The 19,753-nt window shown below is 72.4% G+C and carries 16 protein-coding genes and 1 riboswitch; of the genes, 13 read left to right on the top strand and 3 right to left on the bottom strand.

All coding sequences use genetic code 11. From position 1 onward, the window contains the following. Positions 1-23 precede the first annotated feature (23 nt). A complete protein-coding gene (gene sucC, locus ACWGL3_RS21460) occupies positions 24-1,208 on the bottom strand; it encodes an ADP-forming succinate--CoA ligase subunit beta (RefSeq protein WP_452461720.1) in 1,185 nt (394 codons plus the stop codon). Positions 1,209-1,360: 152 nt separating this feature from the next. On the opposite strand from sucC, the gene ACWGL3_RS21455 reads away from it, so the two are divergent. The 6 genes from ACWGL3_RS21455 (at position 1,361) to ACWGL3_RS21430 (ending at position 10,380) form a co-directional block, all read left to right on the top strand. Beyond that, a complete protein-coding gene (locus ACWGL3_RS21455) occupies positions 1,361-2,767 on the top strand; it encodes an MFS transporter (protein ID WP_452461719.1) in 1,407 nt (468 codons plus the stop codon). Positions 2,768-2,849: 82 nt separating this feature from the next. Beyond that, positions 2,850-4,559, top strand: coding sequence for a thiamine pyrophosphate-binding protein (locus ACWGL3_RS21450; protein ID WP_267947997.1), 1,710 nt, complete (start codon positions 2,850-2,852; stop codon positions 4,557-4,559). 21 nt (positions 4,560-4,580) lie between these two features. Beyond that, positions 4,581-5,810, top strand: coding sequence for a formyl-CoA transferase (gene frc, locus ACWGL3_RS21445; RefSeq protein ID WP_452461718.1), 1,230 nt, complete (start codon positions 4,581-4,583; stop codon positions 5,808-5,810). Positions 5,811-5,814: 4 nt separating this feature from the next. Further along, entirely contained in the window at positions 5,815-7,974 is a 2,160-nt protein-coding gene (locus ACWGL3_RS21440; protein WP_452461717.1) for an acetate--CoA ligase family protein, read from the top strand. A 247-nt stretch (positions 7,975-8,221) separates the two neighbouring features. Then, positions 8,222-9,823: an Nramp family divalent metal transporter gene (locus ACWGL3_RS21435; RefSeq protein WP_267947994.1), complete on the top strand. Its 1,602-nt coding sequence runs from the start codon at positions 8,222-8,224 to the stop codon at positions 9,821-9,823. Continuing rightward, positions 9,823-10,380 (top strand): hypothetical protein, encoded by a 558-nt coding sequence (locus ACWGL3_RS21430; protein ID WP_267947993.1) that lies wholly within the window; start codon positions 9,823-9,825, stop codon positions 10,378-10,380. The genes ACWGL3_RS21435 and ACWGL3_RS21430 overlap by 1 nt, the downstream gene beginning before the upstream one ends. Positions 10,381-10,557: 177 nt before the next feature. Here the strand turns inward: ACWGL3_RS21430 and ACWGL3_RS21425 are convergent, their stop codons facing one another. After that, on the bottom strand, positions 10,558-10,872 hold the full coding sequence (locus tag ACWGL3_RS21425) for a DMT family transporter (RefSeq protein ID WP_267947992.1): 315 nt from the start codon (positions 10,870-10,872) through the stop codon (positions 10,558-10,560). A 30-nt stretch (positions 10,873-10,902) separates the two neighbouring features. Further along, a riboswitch (guanidine-III (ykkC-III) riboswitch) is annotated at positions 10,903-10,966 on the bottom strand. A gap of 486 nt (positions 10,967-11,452) precedes the next feature. On the opposite strand from ACWGL3_RS21425, the gene ACWGL3_RS21420 reads away from it, so the two are divergent. From ACWGL3_RS21420 to ACWGL3_RS21390, 7 genes are all read left to right on the top strand, one after another. Continuing rightward, entirely contained in the window at positions 11,453-11,851 is a 399-nt protein-coding gene (locus ACWGL3_RS21420; RefSeq protein WP_267947991.1) for a DUF485 domain-containing protein, read from the top strand. Continuing rightward, positions 11,848-13,548, top strand: coding sequence for a solute symporter family protein (locus tag ACWGL3_RS21415; protein WP_267947990.1), 1,701 nt, complete (start codon positions 11,848-11,850; stop codon positions 13,546-13,548). Before ACWGL3_RS21420 ends, ACWGL3_RS21415 begins: the two co-directional genes overlap by 4 nt. Positions 13,549-13,871: 323 nt before the next feature. Next, positions 13,872-14,888 (top strand): sensor histidine kinase, encoded by a 1,017-nt coding sequence (locus ACWGL3_RS21410; RefSeq protein ID WP_267950236.1) that lies wholly within the window; start codon positions 13,872-13,874, stop codon positions 14,886-14,888. Beyond that, positions 14,885-15,712: a LytR/AlgR family response regulator transcription factor gene (locus ACWGL3_RS21405; protein ID WP_267947989.1), complete on the top strand. Its 828-nt coding sequence runs from the start codon at positions 14,885-14,887 to the stop codon at positions 15,710-15,712. The genes ACWGL3_RS21410 and ACWGL3_RS21405 overlap by 4 nt, the downstream gene beginning before the upstream one ends. Continuing rightward, a complete protein-coding gene (locus tag ACWGL3_RS21400; protein WP_267947988.1) occupies positions 15,709-16,101 on the top strand; it encodes a hypothetical protein in 393 nt (130 codons plus the stop codon). Before ACWGL3_RS21405 ends, ACWGL3_RS21400 begins: the two co-directional genes overlap by 4 nt. Beyond that, positions 16,098-17,750 carry a sodium/solute symporter gene (locus tag ACWGL3_RS21395; protein ID WP_267947987.1) on the top strand — a complete coding sequence of 551 codons (1,653 nt, stop codon included), beginning with the start codon at positions 16,098-16,100 and terminating at the stop codon, positions 17,748-17,750. Before ACWGL3_RS21400 ends, ACWGL3_RS21395 begins: the two co-directional genes overlap by 4 nt. Before the next feature lie 77 nt (positions 17,751-17,827). Further along, on the top strand, positions 17,828-18,532 hold the full coding sequence (locus ACWGL3_RS21390; protein ID WP_267947986.1) for a hypothetical protein: 705 nt from the start codon (positions 17,828-17,830) through the stop codon (positions 18,530-18,532). 163 nt (positions 18,533-18,695) lie between these two features. Here the strand turns inward: ACWGL3_RS21390 and ACWGL3_RS21385 are convergent, their stop codons facing one another. Then, positions 18,696-19,469 (bottom strand): bestrophin-like domain, encoded by a 774-nt coding sequence (locus tag ACWGL3_RS21385; RefSeq protein ID WP_267947985.1) that lies wholly within the window; start codon positions 19,467-19,469, stop codon positions 18,696-18,698. Positions 19,470-19,753 lie beyond the last annotated feature (284 nt).

Below are 19,753 nucleotides of genomic sequence, written 5' to 3'. Positions count from 1 at the left end.
ATAGCCATGGTGTGTTCCGTCTCCTACTTCGCCGCGAGCTCGGCGGCCTGAGCGGCGGCGCCGTCCATCGTGTCGACCCGCCGAACGGCCGGGTGTGCGCGCTCGTCGAGGATCTGGCGGCCCAGCTCGGCGTTGTTGCCGTCCAGTCGCACCACCAGCGGCTTGCCGGTCCCGCTGGAACCCGAATCGTCACCGCGGCCCTCCAGCAGCTCCAGCGCCTGCACGATGCCGTTGGCGACCGCGTCGCAGGCGGTGATGCCACCGAAGACGTTGACGAACACGCTCTTGACCGCCGGGTCGCCCAGGATGATCTCCAGGCCGTCGGCCATCACCTCGGCGGAGGCGCCGCCGCCGATGTCGAGGAAGTTCGCGGGCTTGACCCCGCCGTGCTCCTCGCCGGCGTAGGCCACCACGTCCAGCGTGGACATGACCAGGCCCGCGCCGTTGCCGATGATCCCGACCTCGCCGTCGAGCTTGACGTAGTTCAGGCCCTTCTCCTTCGCCCTGCGCTCCCGGTCGTCGACGTCGGAGCCGTTCGTGAAGGGGACGCGCTCGGGGTGGCGGAAGCCCGCGCTCTCGTCCAGAGTGACCTTGCCGTCGAGGGCGACGATCCGGCCGTCGGCCGTGCGGACCAGGGGGTTGACCTCGACGAGGGTGGCGTCCTCCCCCGCGGCGACCGCCCAGAGGCGGGTGATCACCTGGGCGGCGCAGTCGCGCACCTCCTCGGGGAGTCCGGCGGCACGGCAGATCTCCAGCGCGGCGGCCTGGTCCACCCCCTCCGGCCCGACCGGCGTGCGCACGACCGCGTCGGGGTTGGTGACGGCGACCTCCTCGATCTCCATGCCGCCCTCCTTGGAGCAGATCGACAGGAAATTGCGGTTCGCGCGGTCCAGCAGGAAGGAGAAGTAGTACTCCTCCGCGATCTCGGAGGCCTCCTCGACCAGGACACGGTGGACCGTGTGGCCCTTGATGTCCATGCCGAGGATCTGCTCGGCCCTGGCCCGGGCGTCCTCGGGGCCCTCGGCGACCTTCACGCCGCCGGCCTTGCCGCGACCACCGGTCTTGACCTGCGCCTTCACCACCACCCGGTGACCGATGCGCCCGGCCGCCAGCCGCGCCTGCTCGGGGGTGTCCGCGATCTCGCCCTCGACGAGGGGGACGCCGTACTCCCCGAAGAGCTGTTTGGCCTCGTACTCGTGGAGATCCACCTGGCCTCCTCATGACGTGGTTGTCGTGTCCCCTTCAGTGATACTCCATACTGTATGCAGTATTCAATACTCCTTCGGCCGAAAATGTGTCCTGCGCCACCCCTTCCCAGGGCGCCGAGAACTTTGCATACTGCATACAAGGAGGTGTCGCCATGCGCAGCCCCCACTCCCCCGGACACCCTCCGCCCTCCGTCCCCGACCGGGAGGAGGTGCGCGACTGGCGCGGCAGGCGCTACTCCGTCGGCCCGTCCGCACGCACGCTGACCGGCGTGCCCCGCTCCGTCGTCCTCGCCCGCGCGCTGGTCGCGGCCGCGGCGGTCGGGGTGCTCCAGTTCGGCTACGGCGCGGCGGTCCCGACCCTGGTCGCCGCGCACGGCTGGTCCCCCGCCGCCGCCCTGCTCCCGTTCCTCGTGTGGACCCTGGTCCAGGGCGCCTGCGCCCCGGCGCTGCACCGGCTGGGGAGACGGCGGGAACTGCGGGCCGGGGCGCTGATCCAGACCGGCGCGCTGCTGTGCGCGGCGGCGCTGGTCGTGCTCGGCGCCTCCTCCGGACTCGCCGCGGCCGTCCTGGGCTACGGGGTCCTCGGCGGCGCGGGCGCCGGACTCGTCTACCACTCCTGCACGGACCTGGTCGGCGGCTGGTTCCCCGACCGGCGGACCGTGCGCTCGGGGGCCGTGGGCGGCGCCTTCGCCCTGGGCTCGGTCCCCCTCCTCCCCGCGATCGCGGCCGGGACGTCCCCCGCCTCGCTGCCCTGGGCCTGCGCGTCGCTGGCGGCGCTGGTCCTGGTCCTGGGGGTCGCCGGCGGCGCGGGCCAGCGCTCCGCCCCGCCGCGGTGGTGGCCGCCGGGGGCGCCCGACCCGCGCGCCGTCGCCCTGCGCCGGGGCGCCGACCCGCCCCCGGCCACCGACTTCACCCACGCCCAGGCGTGGACGGCCGGCGGGTCGCTGCCGCTCCTGCACGCGGTCGTCGCCCTCTCCGGGGCCGGCGGGCTGTTCGTCCTCGCCGCGCTGCCGGTGCTCCTCGTGGAGGGCGGCCACCCCCCGACCGCCGTCGCCCCGGCGATCGCGGCCTTCGCCGCCGGCAGCGGACTGGGGCGCCTGGCCGCGGGCGCGGTGGCCGAGCGGACCGGCCGGCGCCGGATCCTCGCCCTGCTGCTGGGGGCCGCGGCGCTCGCGCTGACCGGCCTCGCCGCGCCCACCTCCGCCGGACCCCCCGCCGCCGCGGTGCTCCTGGCGCTGGCGGCGGGCGCGGGCACCGGCTCCTGCTACCCGCTGACCCGCGCGATCACCGAGGGGCACTTCGGCTCGCGGTGGACCGCCGGCATCCACGGCCTGGTCTACAGCTCGAAGGCGGTCGGCGGACTGGTCGGCGTCGGCGGGGCGGCGCTGCTCCTGGCGACGGCGCCGCCCGCCGCCTGGCCGACGGGCCTGGTCGGAGCGGGTGCCCTGTGCGGGGTCGCGGCGCTGCTCGCGGCCCTGCTCCGGCGCCCGCTCCCGGTACGGACCACACCGGCCCCACACGGGGTCTGGACACCGCCGCGACGCCGTGCTCCAATGTGACGTACACGGTATACAGTATCCCGGCAACAGCGTCCCCGAGGACGCAGCCCGCCCGCACCGCACGAAAGGGGTCGTCGTACCGATGGCCGACGGCAAGGGAACCACCGAATCCACCACCAGCGAGAAGACCGCGATCTCCGGAGGCCACCTGGTGGCCAAGGCCCTCAAGGCCGAGGGCGTCGACGTCATCTTCACGCTCTGCGGCGGACACATCATCGACATCTACGACGGATGCGCCGACGAGGGCATCGACGTGGTCGACGTCCGCCACGAGCAGGTCGCGGCGCACGCCGCCGACGGCTACGCGCGGATCACCGGCAAGCCGGGATGCGCGGTCGTGACCGCCGGCCCCGGGACCACGGACGCGGTCACCGGCATCGCCAACGCCTACCGCGCCGAGAGCCCGATGCTGGTCATCGGCGGCCAGGGCGCCCTGAGCCAGCACAAGATGGGCTCGCTCCAGGACCTGCCGCACGTGGACATGATCAACCCGATCTCCAAGTTCGCCGCCACCGTGCCGCACACCGAGCGGGTCGCCGACATGGTCTCGATGGCGTTCCGCGAGGCGAACAGCGGAGCCCCCGGCCCGTCCTTCCTGGAGATCCCCCGCGACGTCCTCGACGCCTCGGTCCCCCTGGACAAGGCGCGGATCCCCGCCAAGGGCCGGTACCGCGCCTCCACGCGGCAGGCGGGCGACCCCGACGCGATCGAGCGCCTGGCCGACCTGCTCGTGCGCTCCGAGCGCCCGAGCATCCTGCTCGGCAACCAGGTGTGGACCACCCGGGCCACGCAGTCGGCCACCGACCTGGTCCGCGCGCTCAACGTCCCCGCCTACATGAACGGCGCCGGCCGGGGCACGCTGGCGCCGGGCGACCCCCACCACTTCCAGCTCTCCCGGCGCTACGCCTTCACCAACTCCGACCTGATCATCATCGTCGGTACCCCCTTCGACTTCCGCATGGGCTACGGCAAGCGCCTCTCCCCCGACGCCACGGTCGTCCAGATCGACCTCAACTACGCCACCGTCGGCAAGAACCGGGACATCGACCTGGGGATCGTCGGCGACGCCGACGTCATCCTGTCCTCGGTGCTCCAGGCCACCTCCGCCTACGGGGACAACGGCTCCCAGAGCCGCAAGACCTGGCTGGAGGAGCTGCGGACCCAGGAGCAGACCGCCCTGGACAAGCGGGCGCACCTGCTCACCTCCGACTCCACGCCCATCCACCCCTACCGGCTGGTCAGCGAGATCAACCAGTTCCTGACCGAGGACTCCATCTACGTCGGCGACGGCGGCGACATCGTCACCTTCTCCGGGCAGGTGGTCCAGCCCAAGTCGCCGGGCCACTGGATGGACCCGGGGCCGCTCGGCACGCTGGGCGTCGGCGTCCCGTTCGTGATGGCCGCCAAGTACGCCCGCCCGGACAAGGAGGTGGTCGCGCTCTTCGGCGACGGCGCGTTCAGCCTCACCGGCTGGGACTTCGAGACCCTCGTCCGGTTCGACCTGCCCTTCGTCGGCATCGTCGGCAACAACTCGTCGATGAACCAGATCCGCTACGGCCAGATCGCCAAGTACGGCGCGGACCGCGGCGAGATCGGCAACACGCTGGGGGACGTGAACTACGCGGAGTTCGCCAGGATGCTCGGCGGCCACGGCGAGGAGGTCCGCGACCCGGCCGACATCGCCCCGGCGCTGCGCCGCGCCCGCGAGTCCGGCAAGCCCTCGCTCGTCAACGTCTGGATCGACCCCGAGGTCTACGCCCCGGGGACGATGAACCAGACCATGTACAAGTAGCCGAGCCAGAGAGGAAGAGCCATGGGCAAGGCACTCGACGGGGTACGCGTCCTGGACATGACCCACGTCCAGTCGGGGCCGTCGGCGACGCAGATCCTCGCCTGGATGGGCGCGGACGTGGTCAAGGTGGAGGCGACCTCGGGCGACATCACCCGGCGCCAGCTCCGGGACCGGCCCGACGTGGACAGCCTGTACTTCACGATGCTCAACTCCAACAAGCGGAGCATCACCCTGAACACCAAGAAGCCCCGGGGCAAGGAGATCTTCCTGGACCTCGTGCGCCGCAGCGACGTCCTGGTGGAGAACTTCGCCCCCGGCGCGCTGGACCGGATGGGGTTCACCTGGGAGGCGCTCTCCGAGGCCAACCCCCGGCTGGTCTACGCCTCGATCAAGGGGTTCGGGCCGGGCGCGTACGCCGACTTCAAGGCCTACGAGGTGATCGCCCAGGCGATGGGCGGCTCGATGAGCACCACCGGGTTCGAGGAGGGCCCGCCGCTGGCGACGGGCGCGCAGATCGGTGACTCGGGCACGGGCATGCATACAGTAGCCGGTATCCTCGCGGCCCTGTACCAGCGCACCCACACCGGGCGCGGCCAGCGCGTGCAGGTGGCCATGCAGGACGCGGTGCTCAACCTGTGCCGCGTCAAGCTCCGCGACCAGCAGAGGCTCGCGCACGGGCCGCTGGCGGAGTACCCCAACGACGACTTCGGCGACGAGGTCCCCCGCTCCGGCAACGCCTCCGGCGGCGGCCAGCCCGGCTGGGCCGTCCGCACCGCCCCGGGCGGGCCCAACGACTACGTGTACGTCATCGTCCAGCCCGCCGGGTGGGAGCCGATCACCCGGCTCATCGACCGGCCCGAACTGGCCGACGACCCCGAGTGGTCCACCCCCGAGGCCCGGCTGGACAAGCTCGACAAGATGTTCTCCCTGATCGAGGAGTGGACCGCCCAGATCCCCAAGTGGGACGTGCTGGCGGCGCTGAACGCGCACAACATCCCCTGCGGCCCGATCATGTCCACCCGGGAGATCATCGACGACCCGACCCTGCGGGCCAACGGTGTCATCACCACCGTCGACCACCCCGAGCGCGGGCCCTACAGCACCGTGTCCTCGCCGATCCGCCTCTCGGACTCGCCGGTGGACGTCGTCCGCTCCCCGCTGCTCGGCGAGCACAACGCCGAGGTCTACCGCGGCGAACTGGGGCTGTCCGACGAGGACCTGGCCGAACTCGAATCGAACGGAGTGATCTGAAGACATGGCCGCCTACAACCCCGAGCGTTCCGACCGGGACCGCTCAGCGGTCCGCGAGGTGCTCGACCGGGCCCGTGCCGAGGGCCGCACCGCCCTCACCGCCCCCGAGGGCCGCGTCCTCGCCGACGCCTACGGCATCCCGATCCCCGGAGAGGCCCTGGCCCGTTCCGCGGAGGAGGCCGCCTCCCTCGCCCAGGACCTCGGCCTCCCCGTCGTGGCCAAGATCGTCTCCCCCGACATCCTGCACAAGACCGACGCGGGCGGCGTCGAGGTCGGCCTGGACAGCGCCGAGAAGGTCTCCGAGGCCTACCACCGCATCGTCGCCAACGCCCTCGCCCACACCCCGGGCGCGAGGATCGACGGCGTCCAGATCCAGCAGCAGATCGGCGGCGGACCCGAGGTCGAGGTCCTCGTCGGCGCGACCACCGACCCCACCTTCGGCAAGATCGTGGTGTTCGGCCTGGGCGGAGTCCTGGTCGAGGTCCTGAAGGACGTCACCTTCCGCATGGCGCCGATCTCCAAGGAGGAGGCGCTGTCCCAGGTCGGCGACATCCGCGCCGCCGAGGTGCTGCGCGGTGTGCGCGGCCGGCCGGGCGTGGACCAGGAGCGGCTCGCCGAGGTCGTCAGCGCGCTGTCGGACCTGGTGACCGACTTCCCCGAGATCGCCGAGGCCGACCTCAACCCCGTGTTCGCCGGGCCCTCGTCCGCCGTGGCCGCCGACCTGCGCTTCGTCCTGGACTTCACCCCGGCCGAGCGGCCGGCCTCGTTCGGCCGGGACGAGATCCTCGGCGCGATGAACCGGGTCTTCAAGCCCCGGTCGATCGCGATCATCGGCGCGTCCAACGAGGCCGGGAAGATCGGCCACTCCGTCATCAAGAACATCGTCGACGGCGGGTACGCCGGCGAGGTGTACCCGGTCAACCCCAAGGCCCCCGAGGTGTACGGCCGCAAGGCGTACGCGAGCGTCCTCGACGTCCCCGGCGACGTCGACGTGGCCGTCTTCGCGATCCCCGCGAAGTTCGTCGCCGGCGCGCTGGAGGAGGTCGGGGCGAAGGGGGTCGCCGCGGCGATCCTCATCCCGTCCGGCTTCGCCGAGACCGGTGAGCAGGAGCTGCAGGACGAGGTGCTGGCCATCGCCCGCAGGCACGGCGTCCGGCTCCTCGGCCCCAACATCTACGGCTACTACTACACGCCCGAGAAGCTGTCGGCCACGTTCTGCACCCCCTACGACGTCGCCGGCGGCACCGCCCTCACCTCGCAGTCCGGCGGCATCGGCATGGCCATCCTCGGCTACAGCCGCAGCACCAACACCGGGGTCTCCGCCATCGTCGGCGTCGGCAACAAGGCCGACATCGACGAGGACGACCTGCTCACGTTCTTCGGGCAGGACGAGAACACCAACGCCATCGCCATGCACCTGGAGGACCTCAAGGACGGCCGCGCCTTCGTCGAGGCCGCACGCGAGGTCGTGCCGCACAAGCCCGTCATCGTGCTCAAGGCCGGGCGCACCGACGCCGGCGCCCGCGCGGCCGGGTCGCACACCGGGGCGCTCGCCGGGGACGACAAGGTGTACGACGACATCCTGCGCCAGGCCGGGGTGGTCAGGGCGCCGGGGCTCAACGAACTGCTGGAGTTCGGCCGCGCCCTGCCCGTCCTGCCCACGCCCAAGGGCGAGAACGTCGTCATCATCACCGGGGCGGGCGGATCGGGCGTCCTGCTCTCCGACGCCGTGGTCGACAACGGGATGTCGCTGTACGAGATCCCGCCGGACCTGGACGCGTCGTTCCGGGCGTTCATCCCGCCCTTCGGGGCGGCCGGGAACCCGGTCGACATCACCGGGGGCGAGCCCCCCTCGACCTACGAGGCCACGGTCAGGCTGGGCCTGGAGGACGAGCGGGTGCACTCGCTGATCCTGGGCTACTGGCACACCATCATCACCCCGCCGATGGTCTTCGCCAAGGTGATCAGCGAGGTCGTGGCCGAGGCCAGGGCCAAGGGCATCGACAAGCCCGTGGTGGCCTCCCTCTCCGGGGACACCGAGGTGGAGGAGGCCTCGCAGTACCTGTTCGACCACGGGATCGTGGCCTTCCCCTACACGACCGAGAAACCCGTGCAGATTCTCGGCGCGAAGTATCGCTGGGCGCGCGCCGCAGGACTACTCTGACCCAGTGCCCGGCCGGCGCCCACCGCGCCGGCCGGGCCCAGGCACCACCGCACCGCCGCACCACCCCCTGATCCCGACGGCCTCGGAGCCGCCGCCACAAGGCCGTCGGGACCCTCCGTCGCGGACGCAGCCACTCACCGGCCGCGACGGTCCGCCCGCACACCGACAGAGAGGTGACCGCACCACCCGGGGGCGCCATGCAAGCAAGCAGCTCGCATCCGCACATCCCACACAGGGAGTTCCACCCATGGATTCCTCACGCCCCGAGACCGGCGGTACCCCGGGTTCCGCCGACAAGTCCCCCACCGACTCGCAGATCCCCTTCGTCCCCGCCCAGCGGCAGCCGAGCACCGTCGAGTCCGACACGTCCTCCACGGCCACCACCGCCGGTGGCGCTCCCCCGCAGGAGGAGCGCGTGTGGAAGGCGGGCCGGCTGGAGCCGATGCCCATCCGCCCCCTCCCGAAGGCTCCCCCCTCGATCCACATCCTCGGGCCCACCGTGTTCCTCGTCGCCCTCGGCGTCGGCATGGGCGAGTCCTACATGTGGCCGAGGCTGGTCCTCGTGTTCGGCCCCGAGATCCGCTGGCTGTTCCTGGTCGGCGTCTCCCTGCAGGCCGTGGTCATGCTGGAGATGTCGCGCTACGCGATGGCGACCGGCGAGAGCATCTTCTACGGCGCGGCACGCGTGTTCAAACCGCTGATGTGGTTCTTCTTCCTCACAGCGATCCTGGTCTACATCTGGCCGGGACACCTCTCCGCGGGCGCCTCCGCGTTCGAGCGGGTGACCGGCATCCCCTGGCAGATGACCGCGGTCGCGGGGATGCTCCTCGTCGGCGTGGTGTTCACGCTGGCGAAGGTCATCTACAACCTGTTGGAGAGCGTGCTCTCCATCTGCATCGGCCTCCTGGTCGTCGGGACGTCCGTGGTCGCGGCGATGGTCGGCAACCTCTCCGACCTCACCTCCACCATCAGCGGCATGTTCGCGTTCGGCTACTTCCCGCCCGAGGCGATGACGGCCGCCTGGTTCCCGATCATCGTCGGCTCCGTCGCCTTCGCCGGACCCTCCGGCATGCAGCAGATGTGGTACACCCTGCACCTGCGCGACAAGGGCGCCGGCATGGGCGCGCACATCCCGCAGATCCGGGGGCTCCGGCACTCCGGCGAACAGGAGACCATGCCCTCGCGCGGCTTCATGTTCGACACCTCCGACCCCGCGGAGATGGCGAAGTGGAAGGGCTGGCGGCGCTGGGTCACCTTCGACGCCATGGTGCTGTTCTGGGGCATCACCATGCTGGTGACGATCTCCTTCACCGTCCTGGCCCAGGCCTCCGCCCGTTTCGACCCGAACGTGGCCGACCTCATCCGGGCCGGTGACCGCGACGCCTCCCTGGACGCCATGGCCAGCTCCTTCTCCGCCGCGGGGAGCCCGGTCCTGGGGACCGTCTTCTTCTGCTTCATCGCCCTCATCGGGCTCAACGCCACGCTGGGCCTGTTCGACTCCTTCTCGCGCGGCCAGGCCGACATGACCTACAACTTCGTGCCGGGCGCCAAGAAGATCGGCGTCTCGAAGCTGTACGCCATGTTCCTGTGGGGCCTGATCGTCTTCGGCATCCTCGTCCTGCTCTTCGGCCCCGCCGACGGGCCCGCGGCGATCCTGGACGTGCTCGCGTTCCTGTCGGCGTTCGCGATGGGCGCGTACTGCGTGGTGCTGCTGCTGGTCAACAACCTCACCCTGCCCAAGCCGATCCGGCCGGGCATCGTCTCCAACGCCGTCATCGCCTTCGCCGCGCTGTTCTACCTCGGCGCGCTCTTCTACTCGCTGTTCGCCTTCGGGGTCGTGGTGGACTGATGGGCGTCCAGGTCTCCCCCAGAACGTCCGGCGCCCTCCTCCACCACGCCGAGGTCGCGGTGCCCGGGGCGGCGATCGGCCTCGTCGCCGGGCTGTTCGCCGCGGGCGTCGGCGCGTTGGCCGGCCTGCCCGCGCTGCTCAACACCACGGTGGGGGCGGCGCTCGGCCTCCCCCTCGCGCTGCTCGGGGCCGGGTACTGCGTGCTGCTCGCCCGAGGCGTGTTCTCGGTCGGCGCGGTGGCCCCCCTCGCGCTGTACTGGCTGGTGGGCTTCCCCCTCGCCCGCCTGTTCGACTCCTACGCCGTGGCACTGGTGTTCGGGAACGACACCGTGCTCCGGGAGCCCCTGCTGTCGTTCCTGACCCTCCAGGCGATGCTCAGCTTCGGCTTCACCATCGGGTTCCTGTGGCTGCACGAGAGGATCGCGCCGCACTGGCTGCTGCGCGTCCGCGGGCACAACCCGGTGGCGGCCGAGCTGGTCGAGCGGTACATGGAGCACGCGGAGCACCTCAACAGGCGTCGGGCCTCCCGGCGCCGTCCCCCGACCGCCCCGTCCTGACGGACACGGCCTGCCCGGTGCGGCGTCCCGCGCCGCATCGGACAGGCCGTCCCATGAGCACCAGGAGTACCGCCCGGCCGGACCCCGTGCCCGGGCGGGCGTACGGCGCGGGCCGGGCACCGGAGCAACGGACCCGTGTCCGCGCCGTCCCGGTCCCCCGCCGACCGGCGGCCCGGCTCAGTGCAGGACCTTGAGCCCGACCACGCCGGCGACGATGAGGACCAGGCAGAGCCCCTTGAGCGGGCTGAAGCCCTCGCCCAGGAAGAACATGCCGACCAGCGCGGTGCCGACCACGCCGATCGACACCCAGACGGCGTAGCCCGTCCCCAGGGGGATGGTCCGCAGCGCGTACGCCAGCCCGGCCATGCTCAGCGTCAGGGCGGCGCCGAAGGCCACCGTCGGCCACAGGCGCGTGAACCCCTGCGAGGCGTGGAGCGCCGCCGCCCACGCGGTTTCCAGAAGACCGGAGATCACCAGTACAACCCAGGCCATCGACCCGTACCTCCATGACGTGCGTGCAGGAACGCGCCGTCTTGTCGTACCGGGTACGGCGCACCTCGTCCGGGGTCTCACGGATCGCGCCGGCGCGGCGGGGCCGCGCGGGCGGTGATGCCTCGCAACCTACAACCCGGGGGCGCGGGCCGGGCTTCCGGGGCCGCTGGAGAGGTACGCCACCGCACGTGGGTGCGGCCCCGCCCGCTCACGCCGCACCGGCGGCGTCTCCGGCCGGTCCGCCCGGCAGCGCGCCGGCCTCGGCCCCCGCCGCGCCCCCTCCGGGCGGACCGCCCGCCGCGCGGGGCCGGACCACGCGGGGTGGGGGACCGGACCGGCGCACCGACCCGGGTGGACCGGTGTCCGGCCGTCCGGCGACCGTTCGTCCCGTGCCGCGACCGTTCGTCGCACGGTGGGCGACCGTTCGACGCTCCGCCCCCGCGTTCGGCGCGCACGCGGGCGCGCCCCCTCCTTGGTCGGAGTGCCACTCCTTACAGTGCCGAGTAATACAGATCACACGAAGGAAGCGCGCTCCCGGCAGCGCGGCCGTTCCCGCCATCCCCCGGAGGTACGACCCAGCATGGCCACACAACGCCCACCAGAACCGCCCACCCCGCCCCCGGGGCCCGGGGAGGGATCCCCGGAAGAGCAGCTGTCGGAGGCGGCCGTCATCGCCATGCACAGCGACCCCCGGTTCCAGACTCTGAAGAAGAGCCTGTACAGCTTCATCTTCCCGATGAGCCTGGCGTTCATGGCCTGGTACCTGCTGTACGTGTTCATGACGGCGTTCGCACGCGACCTCATGAGCACGCAGCTCTTCGGGAACGTCAACCTCGCACTGGTCTTCGGCGTGCTCCAGTTCGTGACGACCTTCGGCATCGCCATCCTCTACTCGTCCTACTCGCGCAAGCGGCTCGACACCGCCGCGGCCGTCGTGCGCGAGGCCCTGGAGAACGGTGACGGGGGGACCGGCAAGTGAACCTCGACAGCGTCCAGTACCTCGCCGACACCGCCGCGGTCAGCGACAGCAGCCGCGCGATCACCATCGGCCTGTTCAGCGTCATCATCGCGGCGACGCTCTACATCACCGTGTGGGCCAGCCGCCGCACCCACAGCGCCACCGACTTCCACTCCGGGGGCCGCGGCTTCAGCGCCGTCCAGAACGGCTTCGCGATCGCGGGCGACTACATGTCCGCCGCGTCCTTCCTGGGCATCGCGGGCATGATCGCCCTGTTCGGGTACGACGGCTTCCTGTACTCCATCGGCTTCCTCGTCGCCTGGCTGGTGGCACTGCTCCTGGTCGCCGAACTGCTGCGCAACTCCGGCCGCTACACCATGGGCGACGTGCTCTCCTACCGGATGCAGCAGCGCCCGGTGCGGACCGCCGCGGCCGTCTCCACGGTCACCGTGTCGATCTTCTACCTCCTCGCGCAGATGGTCGGCGCGGGCGCGCTGATCTCCCTGCTCATGGGCATCCAGCCCGGGGAGACCTACCTCGGCATGTCGGGTGAGACCGCCAAGATCGTCGGCATCGTCGTGGTCGGCATGCTGATGACGATCTACGTGTCCTTCGGCGGCATGAAGGGCACCACCTGGGTCCAGATCATCAAGGCCATCATGCTGATGACCGGCGCCGCCCTGCTGGTCCTGCTGACCCTGTCGATCTACGGGTTCAACTTCGGCTCCCTGATGAACGACGCGGCCGAGGCCAGCGGCCGGGGCGCGGCGTTCCTGGAACCCGGCCTGCGCTACGGCGTGGAGGTCCCGGGCGACGCGCTCCAGACCATGTGGAACAAGCTCGACCTGGTCAGCCTGGGCATGGCCCTGGTCCTGGGCACGGCCGGCCTGCCGCACATCCTCATCCGCTTCTACACGGTGCCCGACTCCATGACGGCCCGTAAGTCCGTGAACTGGGCGATCGGCCTCATCGGCACCTTCTACCTGTTCACCCTGGTCCTGGGCTTCGGTGCGGCGGCGATCGTCGGCCACGAGGCCATCACCACGCAGGACGCGGCGGGCAACGCGGCGGCGCCCCAGCTCGCCCAGGCCGTCGGAGAGCGGTTCGGCGGCGAGATGGTGGGGGCGATCCTGCTCGCGCTCATCGCCTCGGTCGCGTTCGCGACGATCCTGTCCACGGTCGCCGGCCTGGTCATCGCCTCGTCCTCCTCCCTCGCGCACGACTTCTACAACTCGGTCCTGCGCAAGGGGAAGGCGACCGACAACGAGGAGGTCCGGGTCGCGCGGCTGTCCGCCGCGGGCATCGGCCTCGTCGCGGTCGTCCTGGCGGTGTTCGCCCAGGGCCTCAACGTGGCCTTCCTGGTGGCCCTGGCCTTCGCCATCGCCGCCTCGGCCAACCTGCCGACGATCCTGCTCAGCCTGTTCTGGAAGCGGTTCAACACCCGCGGTGCGATCGCCGGCATCTACGGCGGCCTGATCAGCGCGGTGGGCCTGGTGTTCTTCTCGCCGGTCGTGTCCGGCTCCGAGACCGCCCTGATCCCCACCATGGACTTCGCCTGGTTCCCGATGCCCAACCCGGCACTGTTCTCCGTGCCTCTGGGCCTCCTGTGCGCCGTCGTCGGCACACTGACCTCCAAGGAGCAGGACTTCGCGAAGTTCGCCCAGCTCCAGGTCCGTGCCCTGTCCGGCGCGGGCGCGGAGAAGGCCTCCGACCACTAGACCGAGCGGCACACCGCCCGCCACCGGACTCGGGCGGCCGTCGACTCACTCCCGCCGGGGCCCCTCCCGTCCCCGGTCCGGCCGCCGCCCCGAGTCCTCCCGTCCCGGGCCCGTCACCCCTCACCGGGTGGCGGGCCCGAGGCGCGCCCGCGGGGCGAGCACCCGGTCGGCCCTGGCAGAATCAGGAAAGGTGACCCCCGACACGTGAGCGTTGACACATTTTGCTGGGATATGGTCAGTCCGTGTCGTACCGGTGGCTGTCGCGGATATCCCCCTCCCGACGGCGCCCCGCGCCGTCGGAGCAGAGGGCGGGCGTCGATCTGATGCGCCAGGTCCACGCCCTCAGCGTCGACCTCCAGGACGGGCTGCACGGGAGGGGCGTCTTCTCCGCCGCCCGGAGGCTGTCCCGCCTCCTCGCCGCCGACGGCGTCGTCCTCGCCGACCTCGACGGGCCGGTCGCCTCCCACGGCGCCCGGTTCGACGCCGATGACGTGGCGGGGCTGCTCGCCCAGGTCTTCGAGTACGGCGGCAACGCCCGCAGGCGCCTCCCGGAGGGGGCCTCCGTGTGCGCGGTTCCCCTGACCGTGGCCGACGAGCTGGCGGGGGCCCTGGTCGTGTCCGGCCGCCCCGCGGAGGCCGACGTCGAGGCCGCCGCGGCGCTGGTGTCCGACGCCCTCGACCACGCGGCGCTGCGCCGCACCCGCGACCGGATCGCCGCCGCCGACCTGCGCACGCTCCGCGCCCAGATCTCCCCCCACTTCGTGCACAACGCCCTCGCGGTGATCGCCGCGCTGGTGCGCACCGACCCCGACCGGGCGCGCCACCTGCTGTCGGACTTCGCCGACTACCTGCGCTACGGCTTCTCCGAGAAGGGCGACTACGCGACCGTCTCCGACGAGCTGGAGGCCACCCAGACCTACCTCGAACTCCAGCGGGCCCGCTTCCACGACCGCCTGGACATCACCGTGCGCATGGCGCCCGAGGTGCTGCCCGTGGCGATCCCCTTCCTGGTGGTGCAGCCGATCGTGGAGAACGCGATCCGGCACGGGCTGGAGCGCAAGGAGGGCACGGGGCACATCAGCGTCTCCGGGTTCGGCGAGGGACCGCTGTGCGTGATCGAGATCGAGGACGACGGGGTGGGCATGCACCCGGACCTGGCCCGCTCCCTGCTGGCGGGGACCGGGCCCGAGTCGCGCAGCGTCGGGCTGGCCAACGTCGACCAGCGGCTGCGGGCCGTCTACGGACCCGAGTACGGTCTGGTGATCGAGACCGCGCCTGGGGAGGGGACGAAGGTGACCGTGCGCGTACCGAGGTTCACCCGGGGGGTGGTCGCCCAGTGAAGCCCGAGCTGCGGGTGCTGGTCGTCGAGGACGAGGCGTCCACCCGCCAGGAGATGGCGTCGCTGCTGGCCGACATGCCCGAGGTCGCCGAGGTCCACGCGGCCGACAACGGGGCCGCCGCCGTGCGGCTGCTGGGGACGACCACGATCGACGCCGCGTTCCTGGACATCCTCATGCCCGGACTGAACGGCATGGACGTGGCGCGCGTGCTGAGCGTGCTGTCCGAACCGCCCTCCATCGTGTTCGTGACCGCCTCCGAGACCCACGCCGTGGAGGCGTTCGGCATCGGGGCCGTGGACTACCTGCTCAAACCGATCCGCCCCGAGCGCCTGGCCGAGGCCGTGGGCCGCATAGCCCAGCTGCGCCGGCCCGCCGGGGCCGCGCCCCCCGCGGAGGACCTCCACGTGGTGCAGATCGACACGGGGCGGCGCACGGTGTTCGTCAAACGCGACGACGTGCAGTTCGTGGAGGCCCAGGGCGACTACGTCCGGCTCCACACCTCCGACGGCACCCACCTCATCCGCCTCTCCCTGTCCTACCTGGAGGAGGTGTGGGAGTCGGCGGGGTTCGTCCGCGTCCACCGGGGGTTCCTCGTCGCCATCCCGTGGGTGCGGGACCTGCGGGTGACCTCCTCGTCCGGCCTGGTCGCCGGGACCCCCGCCGGTGACGTCCCCGTGAGCCGCCGCCACGGCCGCCACCTCCGGGCCCAGCTGCTGGAGGCGGCCCGGCGCGACCAGCTCGGCCGCTCGGCGAACGCGCAGGGCGCGGCGGTGTCGCGGTCCAGGGACGGTGAGCACGACCAGCCCCACCGGCAGGAGCCATGAGCCCGCGCCGTGAGAAGCTGACCAGCCCGCAGACCCGGATCGCGCTCGCCCGGGGCAACCGGCCCGCCCAGCACCTCCTGCCGATCCCCGGCCCGGTGGACACCGAGGCGGCCCGGAAGCTGTTCCACGCCCAGCGGCGGACCGCCGTGCGCACCGTGGCCCTGCTGACGGTCCTGCTGTTCGGGGTGAGCGGCGCCTTCGCCGCCTTCCCCGTGCTCGGCCACGTCCGGCTGGGGGGCGTGCCGCTGTCGTGGCTGCTCCTGGCCGCGGGGATCTACCCGCTGCTGTTCGGCCTGGCGCTGTGGCACGTCCGCTCCGCCGAGCGCGTCGAGCGGCGTGCGGCACGGGAGGCGCCGAGGCGGGACGAGGACCCGGGACGGAAGCGGTGACCTCCGTCCTGGCGATAGGCCTCGTCCTGGTGACGAGCCTGGTCATCGGTGTCTACGGGGTGCGCGCCGCCCGCTCGACCTCCGACTTCCTGGTGGCCTCCCGCCGCGTCTCCCCCAACTGGAACGCGCTCGCGATCGCCGGCGAGTACCTGTCCGCCGCGTCCGTGCTGGGGCTCTCCGGCCTGCTGCTCAAGAACGGCCTGGGCACCATGTGGTACGCGGTCGGGTTCGCGGCGGGGTACGTCGCGGTCGTGGCGCTCGTGGCCGGTCCGATGCGCAGGTCGGGGGCGTTCACCGTGCCGGACTTCGCCGAGTACAGGCTGGGCGCGCCGCGCCTGCGCAAGCTGTGCGGGCTGGTCGTCCTGGTGATCATGCTGTTGTACCTGGTCCCCCAGTTCAAGGGGGCGGGGGTGGTGCTGAGCCTGGTCAGCGGAACGCCCTACTGGGTGGGCGTGCTGCTCGCGGGGGTGGTGGTGAGCGGCTCGATCGCCGCGGGCGGCATGCGCTCGGCCACCTACGTGCAGGCCTTCCACTACGTCGTCAAACTCGCGTTCATCGCCGTCCCCGCGATCTACCTGGTGGTGCACGCCGGCCCGGAGACCCGGGCGGAGGCGCTCAACCCCGAGTGGGGCACCCACTTCCCGGAGGCGACCCCGGTGGAGTTCACCGTGGACACCGACTTCAGCCTGGACGAGCCCGTGACGGTGACGACCCCCTCGGGCGACGGGGTGGAGCTCTCCGCGGGGGAGCACACGGTCGGGCAGGGCACCGAGTACGTCTTCCCCGAGGGCGCGACGATCCCGCACCCCGACGGACTCCCCGAGCTGGGCAGCGAGCGGTGGAGCACCCCGCTCCTGGACGTGGGGGGCTACCCGCTCTTCGAGACGTGGTCGACGCTGCTGGCGATCACGTTCGGCTGCATGGGCCTGCCGCACGTCATCATGCGCTTCCACACCAGCCCCACGGCGCGCACGGCGCGGCGCGTGGCGGTGGGCGTGATCGCCCTGCTCGGACTGTTCTACCTGTTCCCGATGGTGTACGGCCTGCTCGGCCGGGTGCTCACCCCGCAGCTGGTCCTGCTCCAGGGGACCGACACGGTCGCGGTGGTGCTGCCCGCCCAGGCGGTGCCGGGATCGGTGGGGACGGTGCTGACGGCCCTGGTCGCGGCGGGGGCCTTCGGCGCGTTCCTGTCCACCTCCTCGGGGCTCCTGCTGGCCCTCGCGGGCGGGCTGTCGCACGACCTGTTCCAGGGGAGCGTGCCCAGGCTGCGGCTGGCCGTGGTGGTCGGCGCCGGTGTGGCGGTGCTGCTCGCGCTGCCCGCGCAGATGATCGACATCAACGTGCTCGTGGTGTGGGCGTTCACGGTGGCGGCGTCGACGTTCTGCCCGCTGCTGGTGCTGGGGATCTGGTGGCGGCGGCTCACACTGGCCGGGGCGGCGTCCGGGCTGGCCGTGGGGGCGGTGACCGCGACGGGCGCGGTCGGCTGGTCGATCCTGTTCACGACCCCCGCCGGGTGGGTGACGGTGCTGCTGGCCCAGCCCGCGGCGTGGACCATACCGCTGGCGTTCGGGACGATGATGGCCGTGTCCGGGCTGACGCGTCCCCCCGACTGGGCCGAGCACGCGGTGCTGCGGCTGCACTCCCCCTGAACCCGCGGTTTCGTGGGCGGGGTCGGCGCCGACCCCGTACGATCACTCCATGACCTGATCGCGCCACGAGGAGTAACGTGTTTGCCTCCCGTCACGCCCTTCCCTCCCTGCTCGCGGCGAGCGCGCTGCTGTTCGCCTGCGGCGCGACCCCCTCCCTCGCCGGCGAGGAGAACCCCTCCGTGGACGCGGGCCCCTCGGGGGTGGGCGTGCACGGCGGAGGCGCCTCCGTCGACGTCGGCCCGTCGGGGGTGAGCGTCAACGCCCCCGGCGCCCTGGTGGAGGTCCGGGCGGGATCGTACGTCCTGGTGTGCGCCAACGGCGTGCGGGTGTTGGTCCACCACGGCGAGGCCCCCGCGTGCCCGCCCTACGACCCGCCCCCTCCCCCGCCCGAACCCGAGGTCCCCCCGGTCCCGGAGGAGCCCGAGCGGCCGGAGGAGCCGCCGCCCCCGGAGGAACCGGAGGAGGAGCCGCCCGGCGGGGCCGCGCCCCCCGGGGAGCCCGCCCCGGGGCCGCGGGAGCAGGAGCCCGCGGCGGCGGAGCCCTCCGGGGCGCCCGCGGCGGACCCGGCGGATCCGGCCGACCCCGCGGATCCGGCGGATCCGCAGGACGGGCCCGAGGCGGTCGAGGCCGCCCGCGAGGAGGTCCTCGCGGACACCTCCGCGGTCTCGGCCCAGGACTCCGGCGGCGCCTTCACACCCCTGCGGACCATGGTGATCGTGGCCGTCGTGGCGGTCGCCGCCGCCGCGGGCGGGGGCCGCGCCGCCGCGCGCGCGTCCGCCTGAGCGGGCCGCCCCGGCGGGCGGGGCCCGCCCCGGGTCTGCGGCCTGGTGGCGTGCGGGAGACAGGCCCCGCCCCCGATGATCTTGTACTTATAGACGTTCTCGGCGTCCAACCTCGCTATAAGTACAAGATCACGGTGAAGGGAGCGGGGCCACGGGCGGACGGCTAGCGCGCGCCGATCGCGTCGTCGGCCAGGTCGAAGGCGGCCAGCGCCGCCTCGATCCCCTCGGGATCGTTGGCCAGGACCTCGGTGAACGGGGTGCCCAGGTAGAAGAGCAGCAGGGTCGTGGCGAACACGAACACGAGGTTCACCGACGCCCAGAAGTAGGCCACCTTCGCCCCCCGCTCGATCATGACGAACGGCAGGACCGCGAGGGCCACGGCGGAGACCGCCGCGATGACGAGCAGGATGGACGGGACCCCGTCCCCCGCCGCGTTGCCGCGCTCGATGCGCGCGTCGCTGAGGTTGGTGATCTCCTGCCGGGCGGTCAGCCGGTCCAGGCCGTCCCCCGTGTCGGAGACCGACAGCACCCGGACCGACGCGGCCAGGACGGCGAGGGCGTCGTCGCCCTCGGCGCTCAGCTCCCCGTCCCGCTCCATCCGGGGCCAGTCCTCCTCCACGACGGTGGTCAGGTAGTGGCGCAGCTGGTCGCGCACCACCTCCGCCTCGTCCTCGGGGAAGGCGGTGGTGCTCCAGTACAGCGCCTGGGCCGCACCGGCCTCCGCGGCCACGCCGTCCTCCGCCGCCGTGTAGTCCTCCCAGGCGATCACCACCCCCATGGCGGCCGCCACGAGGTACAGCGCGAGTGCGCAGGGGGCGATGACGACGCCGACGGCGCCGCCCGAGGACTCGTCGCTGACGCGGAACCTCCGGGCGGCGAGCACGGCGCCGCCCACCATGGCGAAGAGGAGGAGAAGGACGAGTGCGAGGGTCATCATGGGTTTCCCAAGGGGGAGAGGGCGGGTCGGTACCCCATCGTTAGCACCGGCCCCCTCCCCGTTGCAGGGAAAAGAGAGAACGTCCCGGTATGTCCACCGACGCCGTGACCAGCGCGGATCACGGCCCGCCGGGACCGTGCACGGGCTCCGCCCGGCTCCTGGGCCGGGACGCCTCCGGGCGGTCGCGTACCGGAGCACGCCGCAGAACAGCGCGGGCGGACGGCCGGACACGCCGAGGGGGCGCGGGCGCGTGCCGCCGCGCCGGGACCGGGCCTCGACCGGGC

The sequence above is a fragment of the Nocardiopsis sp. NPDC055824 genome (assembly GCF_053616335.1).
The sequence above is the reverse complement of the archived record's forward strand: the minus strand, read 5'-3'. Positions and strand labels throughout refer to the sequence as shown.

Excerpts from the sequence above, each read along its gene's own strand:
- ACWGL3_RS21410 (WP_267950236.1), top strand. The coding sequence starts at position 13,872 with ATGCGCCAGGTCCACGCCCTCAGCGTCGACCTCCAGGACGGGCTGCAC.
- ACWGL3_RS21420 (WP_267947991.1), top strand. The coding sequence starts at position 11,453 with ATGGCCACACAACGCCCACCAGAACCGCCCACCCCGCCCCCGGGGCCC.
- ACWGL3_RS21430 (WP_267947993.1), top strand. The coding sequence starts at position 9,823 with ATGGGCGTCCAGGTCTCCCCCAGAACGTCCGGCGCCCTCCTCCACCAC.
- ACWGL3_RS21435 (WP_267947994.1), top strand. The coding sequence starts at position 8,222 with ATGGATTCCTCACGCCCCGAGACCGGCGGTACCCCGGGTTCCGCCGAC.
- ACWGL3_RS21450 (WP_267947997.1), top strand. The coding sequence starts at position 2,850 with ATGGCCGACGGCAAGGGAACCACCGAATCCACCACCAGCGAGAAGACC.
- ACWGL3_RS21440 (WP_452461717.1), top strand. The coding sequence starts at position 5,815 with ATGGCCGCCTACAACCCCGAGCGTTCCGACCGGGACCGCTCAGCGGTC.
- ACWGL3_RS21385 (WP_267947985.1), bottom strand. The coding sequence starts at position 19,469 with ATGATGACCCTCGCACTCGTCCTTCTCCTCCTCTTCGCCATGGTGGGC.
- ACWGL3_RS21455 (WP_452461719.1), top strand. The coding sequence starts at position 1,361 with ATGCGCAGCCCCCACTCCCCCGGACACCCTCCGCCCTCCGTCCCCGAC.
- frc (WP_452461718.1), top strand. The coding sequence starts at position 4,581 with ATGGGCAAGGCACTCGACGGGGTACGCGTCCTGGACATGACCCACGTC.
- ACWGL3_RS21425 (WP_267947992.1), bottom strand. The coding sequence starts at position 10,872 with ATGGCCTGGGTTGTACTGGTGATCTCCGGTCTTCTGGAAACCGCGTGG.
- ACWGL3_RS21400 (WP_267947988.1), top strand. The coding sequence starts at position 15,709 with ATGAGCCCGCGCCGTGAGAAGCTGACCAGCCCGCAGACCCGGATCGCG.